Origin of the sequence: Corynebacterium sp. Marseille-P4321 (assembly GCF_903645305.1) — a bacterium.
Classification (GTDB): Bacteria; Actinomycetota; Actinomycetes; order Mycobacteriales; family Mycobacteriaceae; genus Corynebacterium.
In genome coordinates, this window is record NZ_CAHJXO010000002.1 from 514,217 (window position 1) to 531,192 (window position 16,976).

Sequence of the window (16,976 nt, forward strand, 5' to 3'; positions counted from 1 at the left end):
TTCCTAGTCGTCGAAGCTCAGGCTCTCCGGCGGCTCCGCGTCCCCAGCGTCGAGCTCCCCCAGCGCCTCGGCCACGCTGCGGCCCCGCCGCTTCGGGGGCGCCGAGGCCTTGCCGCCGATCCGCACACCCTTGTGGCTCACGGTCGCACCGTACTCCTTCAGGGAGAACGCAGGCGAGCCATTAAGCTTCTCGACGCCCAAAGGTTGCATCCGCCCCTCCCTCACCGCCTGCGTCAGCGCGTCGACGACAAGCGGCATCGGGTCGCCCACACCCTCCGGGAAGTGGTCGAAGAACGTGGTCATGGTCTTGCCGCCGCGGGTGATGTGGGCGGCGAGCAGGCCGTCGATAAGCACGACCATCGCCCCCGCGGAGCGGGTTGGGCCCTGCTCCGGCCACGGCAGCGCTGCGCCGTACGGGTTCGCGGGGTCGGTCGCGGCCAGCACGTGCACATTCGGGTTCTTCGCGCCCGAGGGCCAGCCAACCAAGTCGTCGGAATCCTGGTGACCCCGCAGCCGGTCGATCGTCGCGGGCGTGGAGAACTGCGACGCACCGAGTCCCTCCACCAAGTAACCGCGCATCGCCTTGCCACTTTCCTCGAACCCGGACAGCGTCTTGTAGGCCAGCGCGAACCCGCCCAGGATGTCCTCCGAGACCACCGATCCGCGCGTGACCACGCCGTAGCGGTCCAACAGCGACTCGCCCAGCGCCACCGAGCGCCGCGTCGCATCAGCGTCCGGGGTCGGCGTGAGCGACCAGCGGCCGATCATGTCGGGCGGGGTCAGCGTGGCAAACGAAGTGCGGCCCGAGCGCACCCTGCTTCTCGACGGCCTCCGCTTCGCCCTGTGAGCCGTCTTCCCACCAGCCAACCGCGCCCGGATCGGGGCGAAGGAGTCGGGCGATAAGAACCCGGCCTCGACCAGGTCCCACATGGCCTCGCGGAGTTCTTCAGTCGTGGTCGTGGGTTCCAGGAGGTCTGTGAACAGGAACCCGCCGCCGCGGCGCACCTTTTCCATGATCTGGGCTTGCGTCAAACTTAAAAGCGGCTCGTCCACCTGCGGCATGAGCTGGGCGGCGTAGTCCGCCGGAAGGAGCATGATCCAGGGGTCGCGCGCGCCGGCCTTGCCCGCGCCGACGATGACGATCTCGCCGGAGGCCGTGAGCTCGTCGAGCATCGCCGGCGAGTAGTCCCCCACCCGCGCGGGCAGGATGTGGGACTCCCAGGCCGAGGCCGGCAGGCGCACCCCGGCGAGCTGCTCCAGCACCGAGTACACCCCGTCCGCCCCGCGCAGCGCAGGCGTGACCCCCACCGGCGCGACGTTCGACCACGCCGGCAGGAAGCGCCCGTACGCCGACTGCGACACGGGGCGGGTCTGGGCCCGCGCCGCCGCGAGCGAGCGGGTGCGGATGATCCTCAGCACCTCGGCGGCGACGTACTCCTCTTCGTCCACGCCCTGGCGGTAGCGCCCGGGAATGACCTTGTCCTTGTCCATGAGCCGCGACAGCGGCTCATGCGCCGCACCCACCGCCAACCCGAACGCTTCCGCCAGGTCCCGCAGGGTGAACGGCCCACGCGTGCGCACCCACCGGCCTACCAGCTGGGCCAGCGCGTCCGGGATGGTGTCCACCTGGGCGGCCACACCCGGTGGGACGGGGACGCCGAGGGCGTCGCGGAGCAGCGGCGCATCCAGGGTTTGCGCGATGTGCTCGCGCCCGCCGATGCGCACCCGCATCACCCGGCCGTGCAAACTCTGCTCCAGCGAGTTCAGCGGCACCGAGGTGTACGCCTCGAGCTGGTCTAGCGGCACCGGGCCCACGATGCGCAGGGTGTCCGCGAACTGTTCGCTCGTGGAGGCCCGCCCGACGCGGCGCAAGCTGGCGTCCACCTCGGCGATGATGTCGGCGTCGAGAAGCTCGCGCAGCTCCACGGTGCCCAGCAGCTTCGCCAAGAGCGACGGGTCCAGCGACAGCGCCGCGGCTCGCTTTTCGGCCAGCGGCGTGTCGCCCTCGTACATGAATGCGCCGGTGTAGTTGAACAGCAGCGAGGACGCGAACGGGCTCGGCGTCTCCGTGGTCACCTCAGCGATGCGCACCCGGCGCGTGTTCACGTCCCGCATGACCTCCTGCAACGCGGGCAGGTCGTAGACGTCCTGGAGGCATTCGCGCACCGTCTCCAGGATGATGGGGAAGGACGGGTAGTTCCGGGCGACGTCGAGAAGCTGCTCGGCGCGTTGGCGCTGCTGCCACAGCGGCGCGCGCTTGCCGGGGTTGCGGCGCGGCAAAAGCAGCGCGCGGGCGGCGCATTCGCGGAAGCGCGAGGCGAACAGGGCGGAGTTGCCCACCTGTTCGGTCACGATGTCCGCGATCTCGTCCGCGTCGAATTGGAAGAGCGCGCCGTCCGGCTCCTTGTCGCCTTGCGGCAGGCGCAGCACGATGCCATCGTCGCCCGCCACCGCCTGGGCGTCCATGCCGGTCTCCTGGGCCACGCGCCAGCCCGTGGCCAGCGCCCACGCGGCGTTGACGCCCTTGCCGAAGGGCGTGTGCAGCACCACGCGCCAGTCCCCCAGCTCGTCCGTGAAACGCTCGAGCACCAGCGTCGTCTCGTCCGGCAGGATGCCGGTGGCCTCCTCCTGCTCCTCCAGGTACTGGAGCAGGTTGTTGCGGGCCCGCTCGTCCAAGCTGGGGTCCAGGGAGCTTTTTGCTTCTCTGCGGAACGCCCCCAACGCCTTGCCGAGTTCATACGGCCTGCCCAGACCCTCGCCCGACCAGAACGGCAGCCGGCCGGTGTGCCCGGGCGCCGGGGACACCTGCACCTGGTCGCGGGTGATGTTCTCGATGCGCCAGCTCGAGGCGCCGAGGGTGAACACGTCGCCGACGCGGGACTCGTAGACCATCTCCTCGTCCAACTCGCCGACCCGGCGGGGTCCTTTGCCCCCCTCTTCTTGCGAGCCTGCGAGCAAGAAGACCCCGAACATGCCTCTATCCGGGATCGTGCCGGCGTTGGTCACGGCGACCCGCTGCGCGCCGGGGCGGGCCTTGAGGGTGGACCCCTCGAGGATCGCGCGGGGGCGCAGCTCCGCGAAGTCCGTGGACGGGTAGATGCCGATGACCAGGTCGATCACCGAGTCGAACACCTCGCGCGCGAGATCCCGGTAGGGCCAGGCGCGGCGGACGGTGTCGTACCACTCGTTGACGTCCAGGTCCTCGAACGCGACGGCAGCGACGGTCTGCTGGGCCAGCACGTCGAGCGGGCTGCGCGGGGTGTGGAGCTCCTCGATGAGCCCCTGGCGCATCCGCGGCACCACCACCGCCGTCTGCACCAAGTCGGAGCGGTGCTTCGGGTAGAACGAGCCCTCCGAGATCGCACCGACGGTGTGCCCGGCGCGGCCCACACGCTGCAGGCCGGAGGCCACCGACGGCGGGGACTCCACCTGGATCACCAGGTCCACCGCGCCCATGTCGATGCCCAGCTCCAGGGAGCTCGTGGCGATGACGGCGCGCAGCGCGCCCTCTTTGAGCATCGTCTCCGTCAAAGCACGCTCGTCCTTCGACACCGATCCGTGGTGGGCGCGCGCGATCACGGGGGCTGCGTGGCCCGCGGTGTCCACGGACTTCATCAGCTGCGCAGGCGGGCGCCGCGTCGCAGGCGATAACGATTCCGGGTCGTGTTCCGCCGCCCACAGCTCGTTGAGCTGGCTGGTCAGCCGCTCCGCGGTGCGGCGCGAGTTCACGAACACGATGGTGGAACGGTGCGCCATCACCTCCCGGTACACGGCCTGTTCAATGTGGGGCCAAATGGAGGACTGGGATTTCGCGGCGAAGGGTTCGACTGGGGTGTCGGGCTCCGTGGCGGCCGCTAGGCCGCCACCGTCGTCAAGCGAAAGTGTGCTCTCGAAAATGGCGTCCCCGATCGTGGATGCGTCCTCGGGTACAGGCAGATCGCTCATGTCGTCGACGGGGACGTGCACGTCGAGTTCCCAGCGCTTCTCCCCCGGCGGGTTCACAATGGTGGTCTTGGGACCTAAGAAGTTCGCCACCGCCTCGATGGGGCGGACGGTGGCGGAAAGCCCGATGCGCTGGAAGTCGCCGGCGAGCATGCGCAGGCGCTCGAGCGAAAGGGTGAGGTGCACACCGCGTTTGGTGCCGGCGAGCGCGTGGATTTCGTCGACGATGACCGTGTCCACAGTTTTCAGGATCCCCGCCGCCTTGGACGTGAGCATGAGATACAGCGACTCGGGCGTGGTGATCAGGATGTCCGGGGGCTTGCGCAGCTGGCGGTTGCGCTCGGACTGCGGGGTGTCGCCGGAGCGCACCGCGACGGAGATGTCCGGCAGCTCCTTGCCCATGCGCTGCGCCACGCGTGCGATGCCGTTGAGCGGCGCGCGGAGGTTGTTCTCCACGTCCACGCCGAGCGCTTTCAAAGGCGATATATATAGGACGCGTACGCCACCGTGGGTGGATTGTTTGGCGGCGTCGCCACCACCAACCGGAAGGGCCTGCTGCCCCTCCCGCTCCACCAGCGAGTTCAGCGACCACAAGAACGCCGCGAGCGTCTTGCCCGAACCAGTGGGGGCAACCACGAGCGCGTTCTCCCCCTGGGAAATCGCCTCCCAAGCGCCTTCCTGCACGGTGGTGGGGGCTTCGAAGACCTCCGTGAACCACGTGGCCACCTGGGGGCGGAAGCGGGAGAGGACTCCCGTGACGTGATCGGACGGCATGGCTGAACTTTAGCCCGCCTTACCTGCGCGCGGTAACATCGGGCGCATGACTGCTCAGTTATCGGATTCGCGGCTGACCAACCTTATTGCGGAGGGCACCGGCGAGATCCTCAAAGGCATCCGCGGCGTGGGCCTGCTCCGCGGCCGTGAGCTCGGCGAGGCGGGCGACGAATTGGCGCAGAACTGGATCGCCCGCGTGCTCGCGCAACACCGCCCGGGCGACGGGGTCCTCTCAGAAGAGGCGGCCGACAACCCCGACCGGCTGGGCAGGGACAGGGTGTGGATCGTCGACCCGCTGGACGGCACCAAAGAGTTCGCTACGGGCCGCCAGGACTGGGCCGTGCACGTCGCGCTGGTGGAGGACGGCGTGCCCACCCATGCGGCCGTGGGCCTGCCGGATTTGGGTGTGGTGTTTAAATCCTCCGACGTCCGCCACGTCGCAGGACCGTTTGCGGGGAAGGTGGCGATGAGCCGCAACCGCCCGCCCGCTGTGGCGCGCCACGTGGCGGATGCGCTCGGGTTCGAAACGGCGCAGATCGGCTCCGCGGGTGCGAAGGCGATGCACGTGCTGCTCGGCGATTTCGACGCGTACGTCCACGCCGGCGGCCAGTACGAGTGGGACCAGGCGGCGCCGGTGGGAGTGTCGCTTGCAGCGGGGCTGCACTGCTCGCGTCTCGACGGCTCCCCGTTGCGCTACAACAACAAAGACACCTACATTCCAGACATGCTGATTTGCCGCCCGGAACTGGCGGACGACATTTTGGAGGCCGCCGCCCGCTACCGCGAGGAGCACGGCACGTTCGAGGGAGTATCCAAGTAAGTGGCTGACACGCACCCAATCCCCACTCCGTACGAGGATTTGCTGCGCGACGTGCTGGAAAACGGCGCGCAGAAAGGCGACCGTACCGGCACCGGCACGCGCAGCGTGTTCGGCCGGCAGATCCGCTACGACTTGTCGGAATCCTTCCCGCTATTGACCACCAAGAAGGTGTACTTCAAGGGCGTGGCGGGTGAGCTTTTGTGGTTCCTGCGCGGCGATTCCAACGTGCGCTGGCTGCAGGAGAACAACATCCGCATCTGGAACGAGTGGGCGGATGAAAACGGCGAACTCGGCCCGGTCTACGGAGTGCAGTGGCGCTCCTGGCCCACCCCGGACGGGGCGCACATTGACCAGATCGCGGAGGCGCTTCGCACGCTGAAGGAGAACCCGGATTCGCGCCGCAACCTCGTCTCTGCCTGGAACGTCGCGGAGCTGGACAAGATGGCGCTGATGCCCTGCCACCTGATGTTCCAGCTTTACGTCGCCGACGGGCGCTTGAGCATGCAGGTCTACCAGCGCAGCGCGGACATGTTTTTGGGCGTACCGTTCAACATCGCCTCCTACGCGTTGCTCACCCACATGTTCGCCCAGCAGGCGGGCCTGGATGTTGGCGAGCTGATTTGGACGGGCGGCGACTGCCACATCTACAACAACCACATCGCGCAGGTAGAAGAGCAGCTTTCCCGCGAGGCCCGCCCGTATCCCCAGCTGGAGCTGAACAACCCGGGTTCGCTGTTCGACTACACCTTCGACGACATCGCGGTCGTGGGCTATGACCCGCACCCCACCATTAAGGCGGAGGTGTCGGTCTAATGGGCATCACCCTCGGCGCAATCTGGGCGCAGTCCCTCGACGGGGTCATCGGCGACGGCAAAGGCATGCCGTGGCACCTGCCGGAGGACCTCAAGCACTTCAAGGAGAAAACGTACGGCTACCCGGTGATCATGGGCCGCGGCACGTGGGAGGCTCTGCCGGTCAAACCGCTGCCCGGGCGCGCGAACCACGTGTTGTCCTCGCGTGATCCTGGCAAATGGTCCGACGGCGCGTACGTCTCGCGCGACATCCCCGACCTCGAGTCGGACGCGTGGATCATCGGCGGTGCGCAAATCTACGAGGCCACCATCGACGAGGTAGACATCATTGAGCGCACGCTTATCGACGTTTCCTTGGCCGACCAACTCGGCTCAAAAGCCGTCTTCGCTCCGCGCATTGACCGGGACTTTGAGTTGGTTGAGGACGGGGCCTGGCAGACGTCGACAAGCAATGCCCTGCGCTACAAATTCCAGCGATTCGAAAGGAAGTAAATGACCCAGCCGGAAACCTCTGCCCCAGTGACCATCTTCGCGGCCGAGTGGTGCCCGTTCTGCCAAAAACTGCGGCAGCGCCTGGACCGCACCGAGACCCCGTACGACCTCGTCGACGTTGACGCGGACGGGATGGACGAGGTCAACGCTTGGATCGAGAGTGTCAACGACGGCAACCGCATCGTGCCCACGGTGCTCTACTCCGACGGCACCCACGCCACGAACCCCGAGGCCTCCGCCGTGCGCGCGAAGCTGCGCGAGCTTACCGGCGAAGAGTAAAACGCGCTTTAGCCCGCCTGCACCACGACCATCCAGATGGCCACGAGGTGCAGCACCGCCGCCACGATCGTTGCGGTGTGGAAGTGCTCGTGGTAGCCGTAGTAGCGCGCAGTGCGCCCCGGCCACTTGAAGCCGTACACCAGCGCGCCGAGGGTGTAGATCACCCCGCCCGCGAACAGCAGCCACCCCACCGCCGCTCCCGCCTCGCGCCACAGCGTGGGGATCAGTGGGACGATAATCCAGCCGAGGCCGACGTAGACCACCACGTCCAACCAGCGCGGATGGTTGATCCACGCGAGGTTCAAGATTGCGCCGCCGACGCCGCCCGCCCAGGCGACTACGAGCATGACAGCGGCGGTGCGGGGCTCGAACACGATCAGGCACAGCGGCGTGTACGTCGCGGCGATAAACACCGAGATGGTCGCGTGGTCGGCCCGGCGCCACCACAGCACCGCCTCAGCCGTCTTCCAGGGCCATCGGTGGTACATCGCCGAAACGCCGAACAACAGAAATAGTCCGGCGCCGTAGACTGTCACCCCTATCGCCTGCGGCCAAGAAAGCGTCATCCACGCGAATGTGATGAGCACCGCGGAGGCCAGCGCCGAAAGCATTGCCGCTACCAGGTGGAACCAGCCGCGTGTTGCGGGGCGCTCGCCCCGGTCGGCCACAAGGTAGGTGCGCTCTATTTGTCCTGTTTTCAGTGCCACAGTGCGCTCCTTTACTCTCTTGGGCGGCCCGGCTACCTGCGGGATGCGTTTCACTGTAGCCCCTGAAGCTACGTTTCGGTAGGTTCCTGCGGGCGCAATTAGGGGCGCTCTGAAGCAGTGCGGTACCCTACTGCGTGATGCCCTAGTAGCTCAGTGGATAGAGCACTTCTCTCCTAAAGAAGGTGTCGGAGGTTCGATTCCTCTCTGGGGCGCAGAAAAAATACCCTTCTACCTGCGATTATTCCGTCGCCGGTGGGAGGGTTCCACATTGCACGGCTCGCTGGCCGTAGCATCGGCACCATGAGCGCGAAACCGAAGGCCCGGAAAATCCCCACGATGTCCATTCCGCTGGACGAGTCGCGCGGCCCGTACGTGCTGGGCATCGACGTCGGCTCCACCGCCAGCCGCGGCGGACTCTACGATGTCACCGGCTGCCCGGTGAAAGGCTCCAAGCAGCGCGTCGCGCACGAGTTCACCACAGCCGCCGACGGCACGAGCACTATCGACGCCGACCAGGTGGTCGAGGAAGTCCGTAGCGTCATCGACGGGATCGTCGCCTTCGCGCGCGAGAAGGGTTTGCGCATCGAAGCGGTGTGCATGGGCTCGTTCGCGTCGAGCTTTTTGCTTATCGACGCCTCCGGTGACCCCCTCACCCCCCTTTCCACCTACGCGGATTCACGCTGCCGGGAGTACGTCGAAAAGTTGCGCGCCGGGATCGACGAAACGGCCTACCACCAGCGCACCGGTGTGCGCCTGCACAACAGCTACCACCCGGCGCGCCTGGCCTGGGCGAAGGCGGAGCTGCCCGAATGGGCGGACGCGGCGAAGGTGATGACGATCGGCGAGTACGTCTACCTCAAACTCGCCGGCATCGAGGGCCTTGCTGTGTCCACCGCTGCCTGGTCCGGGATCGCAAACGCGCACACCGGCGAACTGGACACCGAGATCCTTGACGCGGTGGGGGTCTCCCCCGACATGATCCAGCCGCTGCGCTTCCCCGACGAGCCCGCGCACCCCACCGGCACCGCCTGGCCCGAGCTGGACGGCCTGCCCTGGTTCCACTGCATCCCGGACGGCTGGCCGTCGAACGTGGGCCCGGGCGCCACCGGCCCCGACACCGTCGCCGTGGCCGCCGCAACCTCCGGCGCGATGCGCGTCATCCTGCCCGAGGTCCCCGCCGAAATCCCGCCGGGACTTTGGTGCTACCGCGTGGCGCGCGATAAGGCGATTTTGGGCGGTGCGCTTAACGACGTCGGCCGCGCCGTGAGCTGGCTCGAGCAGACCATCCAACCCGTTACCCCTGACGACCTTGCTGCCGCGCTTGCGGCGGAGCCGTCCGCCAGTACCCCGCTTGTGCTGCCGTTTTTCACCGGGGAGCGCTCCACCGGTTGGGCGGCGGGAGCGAAGGCGCAGCTCCTCGGCGTCACCGCGGCGACGACGCCGTTGGATCTGCGGCGCGGCGTGATCGAGGGCATCGCGCTTTCCTATCAGCGCGTGTTTGAGCAGCTCGGCCAGGCGGGCGCACGACCCGAGCGCGTGGTCGCCTCCGGGCGCGTGACCACCGACCACCCGGAGTGGCTCCGAGTGCTGGCGGACACCCTCGGCACCACCGTCGTCCCGCTGGAGATGAAACGCGCCACCCTGCGCGGCACGGCAATCATCGCGCTCGACCAGATCGCCCCCGGGGAAAAGCGTGCGGTGCCGCCGTTTGGGGTGGGCTGCGGAGCCGTCGATAAGCATCGTGCTTACTACGACGACCTGCGCGAAACCTTCGACGACGCTTACGGGCGCCTGATTCAGAAATACACCTAATGGTGCTAATGTTGCGCGTGTGACTGAACTGAACCGCCGCCGCTTCCTCCAGGCCAGCGCCGCAGCCGCCCTCACCGCCGGAGCCGCGTCCTCCGTGTCCGCCGCGCCCTTCGCAAACGCGCAGCAACGCCGCGTGCTGGGCACCGTCGTCGACTACTCCGCCGGCGTGCCGTCCGCACGTTCCGTGAAGGCCGCAGGCCACATCGGTGCCGTGCGCTACGTCTCCGAACGCCGCCCCGGCGCCGACTGGATGCGCGGCAAACCCGTCACCCTGCGCGAGACGCAGGATTTCAAGGCGAACGGCCTGGCCACCGCATCCGTGTACCAATTCGGGCGCGCCGAAACCGCGGACTGGAAACGCGGCGCCGCGGGTGCGGCCGTGCACGCGCCGCAGGCGATGCGCCTCCACGCGGCGGCGGGCGGCCCCACCGGGCGCCCCATCTACGTGGCCATCGACGACAACCCCACCCTCCAACAGTTCAACTCCCTGATCAGCCCCTATCTGCGGGCCTTCGGCGTCGCGCTGGAGACCGCCGGGTACAAGCTCGGTGTCTACGGCAACTACTGGACGATCGCGTGGTGCCTCGAGGACCGCATCGGCAGCTACTTCTGGCAGCACGACTGGGGCTCACAGGGCAAAATCCACCCGCGCGCAAACATTCACCAGGTCGCCCGCTGGCAGGCGCACATCGACGGAGTGCAGGTGGACATTAACAACGTGTACGCCGCAGACTGGGGACAGTGGACCCCGGGCAGCGGCCCCACCCCGGCACCGACGCTCACGTTCGACGACGTCAACCGCCTGATCCAGGGCTCCAGCCAGATGTCTTCCAACGCGCTCGGTGGGGTGCAGCAGGGGGTGCAAGGCGCACAGCAGGCAGTGCAGGGCGCGCAGCAGGCGGTGCAGGGCGCGGCCCGGAATGCGCAGCAGGCGGCTCGCGACGCTGCGGCGCGGTTCCTGCCGTAGCGCTTCTGCTGTGGCTCTTGCTGTAGCTCTTCTGCTGTAACCCTTGCTATCGCGGTTCTCTGTCTGCCGGCACGGTTTCCCTGTCCGCCGGCGCGGTTCGCTTCTCCTGCCTGCAGATTCACCCCCGGGCCAGCGCGGTTTTTCTCGCCCGTTGTAGTCCCCAACGCTGGCGTCTACATCACCCCTCCCGCGAAGTAGACGCCAACGCTTCTTGTAGACGCCAGCGAAACGCCAACCAGGCACTTTGCGGTAGACCCCAACGCTGGCGTCTACATCACCCCACCCGCGAAGTAGACCCCAGCGCTGGGGTCTACAACGCACGCACTGGGCATGCACCAAAACACACCAAACCCCACCGACCCAGCACCAAACCCCATCACCCAACGCAGCCAACAACTACCTGTTCACTTTAGTGAACAGATTCTTTTCTTTTGCTTGCGCATCGTTCACTATGAGTGCATGGGGAGAAAAGAGTGGGTGGAACAGAAGCAACGAGATGAGCTCGACCTGATCAAACGGGTCGCCTCGCAAACCCGGAACGCCGTGGTGACCGGCCCCGCAGGCGCACGGTGGCACGGGCTGGCAACGTTGGATTGGGTTGGATCCGTCGACCTCGTCATGCCCGGCTACAGCAAGGCGTGGGGCAAGGCCAGGCAATACCCGGACCGCGTCTACCGCTCCGGCTCGATCACCGACGAAGATTTCAAGGAAAAGGACGGCGTGCGCGTGGCCAGCATGATTCGATGCATCTTCGACACCATGCGCTATCACGGGTGGCTCGCGGCGTTGGTGCAGCTTGAGTCGGCACGTGCAAAGTGGCAGTCGCTTACTATCGACGAGCTCCTGCACCGCACCAGTTCCCTCCCCCGGGCGCACGGCCTCCGGAAGTTCCGTCGGCTCATTGAGTATTCCGCGGCAACTTCGGAGAGCGTGTTGGAAACCCTCATGCGCCACGAAATTTTACAGGCAATTGACGACGGAAGGCTCACCGGCGTGAACACCCTCGACTTCCAAGTGACGTTTCCCATTACAGGCGCGGACGGCAATCCAACCACTGCCCGAGTCGACGTGGTGATCAACGGCGAGCTGCTGGTCGAAGCCGACGGCGCCTTGAAGAGTGACGGCACCTTCGGCGATCCGCTCGCGTCCACATCCGCAGAACGCCATCGAGAGAAACAGCTACTCAATCTAGGGCACCCCATCAACCGGTTCGGCTGGGACGAGGTAACCAGCCGAAGCTTTCTGCAGGTTCTCCAGCGCGCGATTAACGCGCTTGCTGCCCGCGCGGCCTAGGTACAAGCGGACCCCGACATGCGGAAGCGGCGCCCCGCGTAGGTTGCGGGGCGCCGCGAAGTGCTCGCGCTGAGAGTGCTCCGAGCACTGCGTCTGTGACTCACTGGGTGAGCCGCAGGTTCGGTCTAGTGGTCGACCGGAGCCTCTACGCCGACGCCGGTGAGCGAGCGGACTTCCATCTCGGCCTGCAGCTCGTCGAAGTTGTCCGGCTTGCCCAAGAGGGTGCCGACGATGCCGGCGAGGAAGCCGAGCGGGATCGAGACGAGGCCAGGGCTGGTCAGCGGGAACCACGCCCAATCGGCGTTCGGGAACATCGCGGTCTCAGTACCGGACACAGCCGGCGAGAAGAAGATCAGCACGAGCGCGGAGATCAGACCCGTGTAGATGGAGCACACGGCACCGGTGGTGTTGAAGCGCTTCCAGTACAGCGAGTACAGAATCGTCGGCAGGTTGGCGGACGCCGCGATCGCGAACGCCAGGGAGACCAGGAACGCCACATTCTGCGTCATGGCGAGGATGCCGAGGATGATGGAGACAACGCCCAGGATAACCACTGTGATGCGCGAGACGCGGACTTGCTCCTCTTCAGTGGACTGGCCGTCGCGAAGCACAGCGTCGTAGACGTCGTGGGCGATGGACGCCGACGCGGTGATCGCGAGACCGGCCACGACGGCAAGCACCGTCGCGAAGGCGACCGCGGAGATCAGCGCCATGAAGATTGAACCGCCGAGCTCGAAGGCCAGCAGCGGAGCCGCGGAGTTGGCGCCGCCAGGTGCCGCGAGGATGCGGTCCGGGCCGACGAATGCGGCCGCGGCGTAACCGAGGATGAGGGTGAGCAGGTAGAAGGAGCCGATCAGGACGATGGCCCAGGTCACGGACTTGCGGGCTTCCTTCGCCGTCGGAACGGTGTAGAAGCGCATCAGCACGTGGGGCAGACCCGCGGTACCGAGCACAAGTGCCAGGCCGAGCGAGAGGAAGTCGAGCTGCTTAGTAAGGGTGCCGCCGTACTTCAGGCCCGGCTGCATGATCGCCTCGGCCGCGTAGCCCTTCTTGGCCAGCGTCTCGGAGGAGGCGTGCATGTCGATCGCGGTGTCGAAGAGGCTGCCGCCGCGCAGTTTCACAAAGACAAGCACGGCCATGATCGCGACACCGGTGATGAGGAGCACGGCCTTGATCATCTGCACGTAGGTGGTGCCCTTCATGCCACCGACCAGGACGTAGATGATCATGATCACGCCGACGACACCGACGCAGATCGCCTGCGCGGTAAATGAGTGCAGGTTCAGAAGCACGGACACCAGCGAGCCTGCACCCGCCATCTGGGCAATCAGGTAGAACAGCGACACGAACAAGGTACCGAAGGCCGCGGCCACACGGACCGGCTTCTGGCGCAGGCGGAACGACAGCACGTCCGCCATCGTGAAGCGGCCGACGTTACGCAGCGGCTCAGCCACCAGCAGAAGCGCCACCAGCCACGCCACGAAGAAGCCGATGGAGTACAGGAAGCCGTCGTAGCCGTTGAGCGCGATGGAACCCACGATGCCCAGGAAGGACGCAGCGGAGAGGTAGTCGCCGGCGATGGCGAGGCCGTTCTGCGTGCCGTTGAAGGTGGCGCCGCCGGTGTAGAAGTCGGCGGATTCGCTGGTGGTCTTGCCTGCTCGGGTCACGATGAACAGGGTGACAACGATGAAGATTGCGAAGATGGCGATGTTCAGGGCCGGGTTGCCGACACCTTCCGATGCGGCTGCGGCGAGGACGTAGTTCTGCATGGTTTAGCCCTCCATTTCCTGGCGGATAGCGGCCGCGCGCGGCTCGATGTTCTTGTTGGCCCACCGGACGTACACCCAGGTGATGAGGAACGTGGTGACGAATTGCAGAAGGCCCAGCCACAGGCCCCAGTTCAGCCCGAGGAACGGCCGCGCCATGAACTCGGGCGCAAACGTGGCCAGCAGCACGTAGAAGACGTACCAAACGAGCGCGGCGATCATCATCGGGAACGTAAATCCCCGGAAGGTGCCGCGGAGGTCCTGAAATTCCGGACTGCGCTGCATTGCCACGAACTCTTCGGGCGTGGGTTCCCGACGCTGCGGGACTGCAGAAGCTCCAGCCATGGCCTCAATCCTTTCTGTGTGAAAAAAGATGTGGTTGTGAAACCTTGCGCGTTTTCGTCGCCAAGCAATGAGCTTCGCAACTCAACACACAGAATGTAACCTATCCCACACTGAACTGTGAGTGTTTCATTCATCGCATGTGCCGCGCGCCACACCACTACCCCCGCAAACCGGGCTGTACTGGGGCAATTCGCTTGACGACGTCACCCCCGCACACAAAAACCGCCCAGCAGGAAATCCTGCCAGGCGGTGAAAACCGGTGACGGCTTAGCCGGGGAATGTGCGCGGATCGCCCGAGAGCCGCTCCCCCGCGACGCGCTCAAGGACCTCGCAATCCTGCGCGGTCAACTCCACATCCACGGCCCCCAGGTTCTCCACCAGGCGCTGCGCGTTCGACGTCTTCGGCACAACCGAGCAACCGAGCTGCATGAGGTAGGCCAGCGACACCTGGGCGGGCGTAGCCGAGTGCGCGTCGGCGACCGCCCTTATCTCCGGGTTGTCGAAGTTGCCGCCGCGCGCCAGCGGCGCCCACGCCTCGGTGAGGATGCCCCGCTTCGCGTGGTACTCCCTCAGCTCCGACTGGGTGAACCCGACGTGCAGCTCAACCTGGTTGAGCGCCGGCGTCACACCGGTCTGCTCGATGATTTCGTCGAGCACCTCCGGGTAGAAGTTCGCCACACCCACGGACTGCAAACGCCCCATCCCCTGCAGCTGCGCAATTTGCTCGAAGGCCTGCACGTAGGTGCCGTGCTGCGGCCACGGCCAGTGCACGAGGTAGAGGTCGACGAACTCCAAGTCAAGGCGGCGCAGCGACTCTTCGTACGCCTCGCCCACCCGCTCCTGGTCGTCGTTCCACAGCTTCGTGGTGACGAACAGCTCCTCGCGGGTGACGTCGCCGGCGGCAATAGCACCGTTGATGGCCTTGCCCACTTCCACCTCGTTGCCGTACAGCGACGCGGTGTCGATGTGGCGGTAGCCCAGCTCGATCGCCGTGCGGACGATAGTCTCCGTCTCCGCCGGGTCCAGCTTGTAGGTGCCGAGGCCGAGCAGCGGCAGGTCGTAGCCGTCGTTCAGCGTGGTCACTGGGACGCGCATGACTTAGCCCTCCCCTAGCTCGCGTCGAGCAGGTCGATGATGAAGATTAGGGTGCGGCCCGAAAGCGGATGCCCTCCGCCCGCCGGCCCGTACGCCTTCTCCGGCGGGATGGTCAGCTCGCGGCGGCCACCAACACGCATGCCGGGGATGCCCTCCTGCCAGCCTTCAATCAGGCCAGCGAGCGGGAACTCTGCGGCTTCACCGCGGTCCCAGGAGGAGTCGAACTCCTCGCCCGTTTCGTAGTCCACGCCCAGGTAGTGCACCTTGACGAAGCCCCCGGCCACTGCTTCTTCGCCATCGCCGACGGTGATGTCCTCAATAACCAGGTCAACCGGTGCCGGCTCCTGGGGAACCTCGATGATTGGCTTTTCCATGAGTTAAAACTCCTTGAAGGTTGTGCGGATGGAAAGTAAAAATCCGCCGAAAACTTCCTCCCAGAATTATAAGGGAGGAAGTTTTCGGCGGTGAAGCCGACGCTCAGCGTGCCAGTCGGCAGCGTTCCAGCCGGTAGCGTCTTAGCGCTTGTCGACGGGCACGAACTCGCGCTTCGTCTCGCCGGTGTAGATCTGGCGCGGGCGGTTGATCTTGGTGTTCATCTCCAGCTGCTCGCGGTACTGGGCGATCCAGCCCGGCAGGCGGCCGATGGCGAACAGCACGGTGAAGAAGTCCGTGGGGAAGCCCATGGCGCGGTAGATCAGGCCGGAGTAGAAGTCCACGTTCGGGTAGAGCTTGCGCTGGACGAAGTAGTCGTCCTTCAGCGCGATCTCCTCGAGGTCGATCGCGAGATCCAGCAGCTCGTCGCCACCGAGGTGCTCGAGCACCTCGTGCGCGGTGTCCTTCACAATCGCGGCGCGCGGGTCGTAGTTCTTGTACACGCGGTGGCCGAAGCCCATCAGGCGCACGCCCTTTTCCTTGTTCTTCACGCGGTTCATGAAGTCCGTGGCGTCGCCGTCGTGGTTGTTCTTGATGTCCTCGAGCATCTCCAGCACAGCCTGGTTCGCGCCGCCGTGCAGCGGGCCAGCCAGGGCGTTGATGCCGCCGGCGATGGCCACGAACATGTTGGCCTGCGCCGAGCCGATCATGCGCACCGTGGAGGTGGAGCAGTTCTGCTCGTGGTCCGCGTGGAGGATGAACAGCTTCTCCATTGCGGTGGAGAGCACCGGGTCTACCTCGTAGTCCTCGGTGGGGTAGCCGAACATCATGCGCAGGAAGTTCTCGGTCTGGTTGAGGTTGTTGTCCGGGTACATGTACGGCTTGCCGCGGGAAGCTCGGTACGCGTACGCGGCCAGCATCGGTACCTTCGCCATGAGGCGCACGGTTGCCTTGTCCAGCTGCTCCTCGTCGAGCGGGTTGAGCTGGTCCTGGTAGTAGGCGGACAGAATGTTCACCGACGACGCGAGCACCGCCATCGGGTGTGCGTTGCGCGGGAAGACGTTGAAGGCGGCCTTGAAGTCCTCGTCCAACAGCGTGTGGTGGCGGATGTCGTTGGAGAACGCCTCATGTTGCTCTGACGTCGGCAGCTCGCCGTTGATCAGCAGGTAGGACACCTCGTTGAAGGTGGCGTTGTTGGCCAGGTCGGCAATGTCGTAGCCGCGGTAGCGCAGGATGCCTTCAGCGCCGTCGATGTAGGTGATCTTGGACTCGGTGGAGCCGGTGGACACGTAGCCCGGGTCGAAGGTGACGTAGCCGGTCTCGCCGAGGAGGTTGCCCAGCTCAATGCCACTCTGGCCTTCGGTGGCCTCCTTTATCGGCATTTCGTATTCGCCGCCCGGGTACTGCAGTACGGCCTTTTGGTTGTTCTCAGTAGCCACTGAAAATCACTTCCCTCTATACAATGTTTCAGGCTGGCTTCAGGCTGCCGGGGTTGTCCCT

The 16,976-nt window shown here is 66.0% G+C and carries 14 protein-coding genes and 1 tRNA gene; 8 read left to right on the forward strand and 7 right to left on the reverse strand.

Annotation, left to right across the window (positions count from 1 at the left end):
- Positions 1 to 3: 3 nt before the first annotated feature.
- Positions 4 to 4,716, reverse strand: a complete 4,713-nt coding sequence (locus HWX32_RS07780; protein WP_175935414.1) for a DEAD/DEAH box helicase — start codon at positions 4,714 to 4,716, stop codon at positions 4 to 6.
- A gap of 46 nt (positions 4,717 to 4,762) precedes the next feature.
- On the opposite strand from HWX32_RS07780, the gene HWX32_RS07785 reads away from it, so the two are divergent.
- Genes HWX32_RS07785 through HWX32_RS07800 form a run of 4 tightly spaced genes read left to right on the forward strand, consistent with a single transcriptional unit; the run spans position 4,763 to position 7,119 of the window.
- Positions 4,763 to 5,536 carry a 3'(2'),5'-bisphosphate nucleotidase CysQ gene (locus tag HWX32_RS07785; protein WP_175935415.1) on the forward strand — a complete coding sequence of 258 codons (774 nt, stop codon included), beginning with the start codon at positions 4,763 to 4,765 and terminating at the stop codon, positions 5,534 to 5,536.
- Entirely contained in the window at positions 5,537 to 6,349 is an 813-nt protein-coding gene (locus tag HWX32_RS07790; protein WP_303049143.1) for a thymidylate synthase, read from the forward strand.
- Positions 6,349 to 6,840: a dihydrofolate reductase gene (locus HWX32_RS07795; protein WP_175935416.1), complete on the forward strand. Its 492-nt coding sequence runs from the start codon at positions 6,349 to 6,351 to the stop codon at positions 6,838 to 6,840. The genes HWX32_RS07790 and HWX32_RS07795 overlap by 1 nt, the downstream gene beginning before the upstream one ends.
- Positions 6,841 to 7,119 carry a glutaredoxin domain-containing protein gene (locus tag HWX32_RS07800; RefSeq protein WP_175935417.1) on the forward strand — a complete coding sequence of 93 codons (279 nt, stop codon included), beginning with the start codon at positions 6,841 to 6,843 and terminating at the stop codon, positions 7,117 to 7,119.
- 8 nt (positions 7,120 to 7,127) lie between these two features.
- Here HWX32_RS07800 and HWX32_RS07805 read toward each other — a convergent pair whose 3' ends face one another.
- Complete coding sequence (locus HWX32_RS07805) at positions 7,128 to 7,820, reverse strand: hemolysin III family protein (RefSeq protein WP_175935504.1); 693 nt, start codon at positions 7,818 to 7,820, stop codon at positions 7,128 to 7,130.
- Positions 7,821 to 7,965: 145 nt separating this feature from the next.
- On the opposite strand from HWX32_RS07805, the gene HWX32_RS07810 reads away from it, so the two are divergent.
- From HWX32_RS07810 to HWX32_RS07825, 4 genes are all read left to right on the forward strand, one after another.
- Positions 7,966 to 8,038, forward strand: a tRNA-Arg gene (locus HWX32_RS07810).
- Positions 8,039 to 8,126: 88 nt separating this feature from the next.
- Positions 8,127 to 9,638, forward strand: a complete 1,512-nt coding sequence (locus tag HWX32_RS07815) for a gluconokinase (protein WP_175935418.1) — start codon at positions 8,127 to 8,129, stop codon at positions 9,636 to 9,638.
- A gap of 19 nt (positions 9,639 to 9,657) precedes the next feature.
- Entirely contained in the window at positions 9,658 to 10,605 is a 948-nt protein-coding gene (locus tag HWX32_RS07820; RefSeq protein ID WP_217702896.1) for a DUF1906 domain-containing protein, read from the forward strand.
- 330 nt (positions 10,606 to 10,935) lie between these two features.
- Positions 10,936 to 11,898, forward strand: a complete 963-nt coding sequence (locus HWX32_RS07825) for a hypothetical protein (RefSeq protein ID WP_175935419.1) — start codon at positions 10,936 to 10,938, stop codon at positions 11,896 to 11,898.
- Positions 11,899 to 12,023: 125 nt separating this feature from the next.
- On the opposite strand, the gene HWX32_RS07830 is transcribed toward HWX32_RS07825, so the two are convergent.
- The 5 genes from HWX32_RS07830 to HWX32_RS07850 form a co-directional block, all read right to left on the reverse strand.
- On the reverse strand, positions 12,024 to 13,667 hold the full coding sequence (locus HWX32_RS07830; protein ID WP_075467658.1) for a cation acetate symporter: 1,644 nt from the start codon (positions 13,665 to 13,667) through the stop codon (positions 12,024 to 12,026).
- 3 nt (positions 13,668 to 13,670) lie between these two features.
- Positions 13,671 to 14,009 carry a DUF485 domain-containing protein gene (locus HWX32_RS07835; protein ID WP_075467661.1) on the reverse strand — a complete coding sequence of 113 codons (339 nt, stop codon included), beginning with the start codon at positions 14,007 to 14,009 and terminating at the stop codon, positions 13,671 to 13,673.
- Positions 14,010 to 14,276: 267 nt separating this feature from the next.
- Positions 14,277 to 15,104, reverse strand: coding sequence for an aldo/keto reductase (locus HWX32_RS07840; protein WP_175935420.1), 828 nt, complete (start codon positions 15,102 to 15,104; stop codon positions 14,277 to 14,279).
- Between the two features lie 14 nt (positions 15,105 to 15,118).
- Positions 15,119 to 15,478 carry an FKBP-type peptidyl-prolyl cis-trans isomerase gene (locus tag HWX32_RS07845; RefSeq protein ID WP_075467667.1) on the reverse strand — a complete coding sequence of 120 codons (360 nt, stop codon included), beginning with the start codon at positions 15,476 to 15,478 and terminating at the stop codon, positions 15,119 to 15,121.
- Positions 15,479 to 15,619: 141 nt separating this feature from the next.
- Positions 15,620 to 16,915: a citrate synthase gene (locus tag HWX32_RS07850; protein ID WP_175935421.1), complete on the reverse strand. Its 1,296-nt coding sequence runs from the start codon at positions 16,913 to 16,915 to the stop codon at positions 15,620 to 15,622.
- Positions 16,916 to 16,976 lie beyond the last annotated feature (61 nt).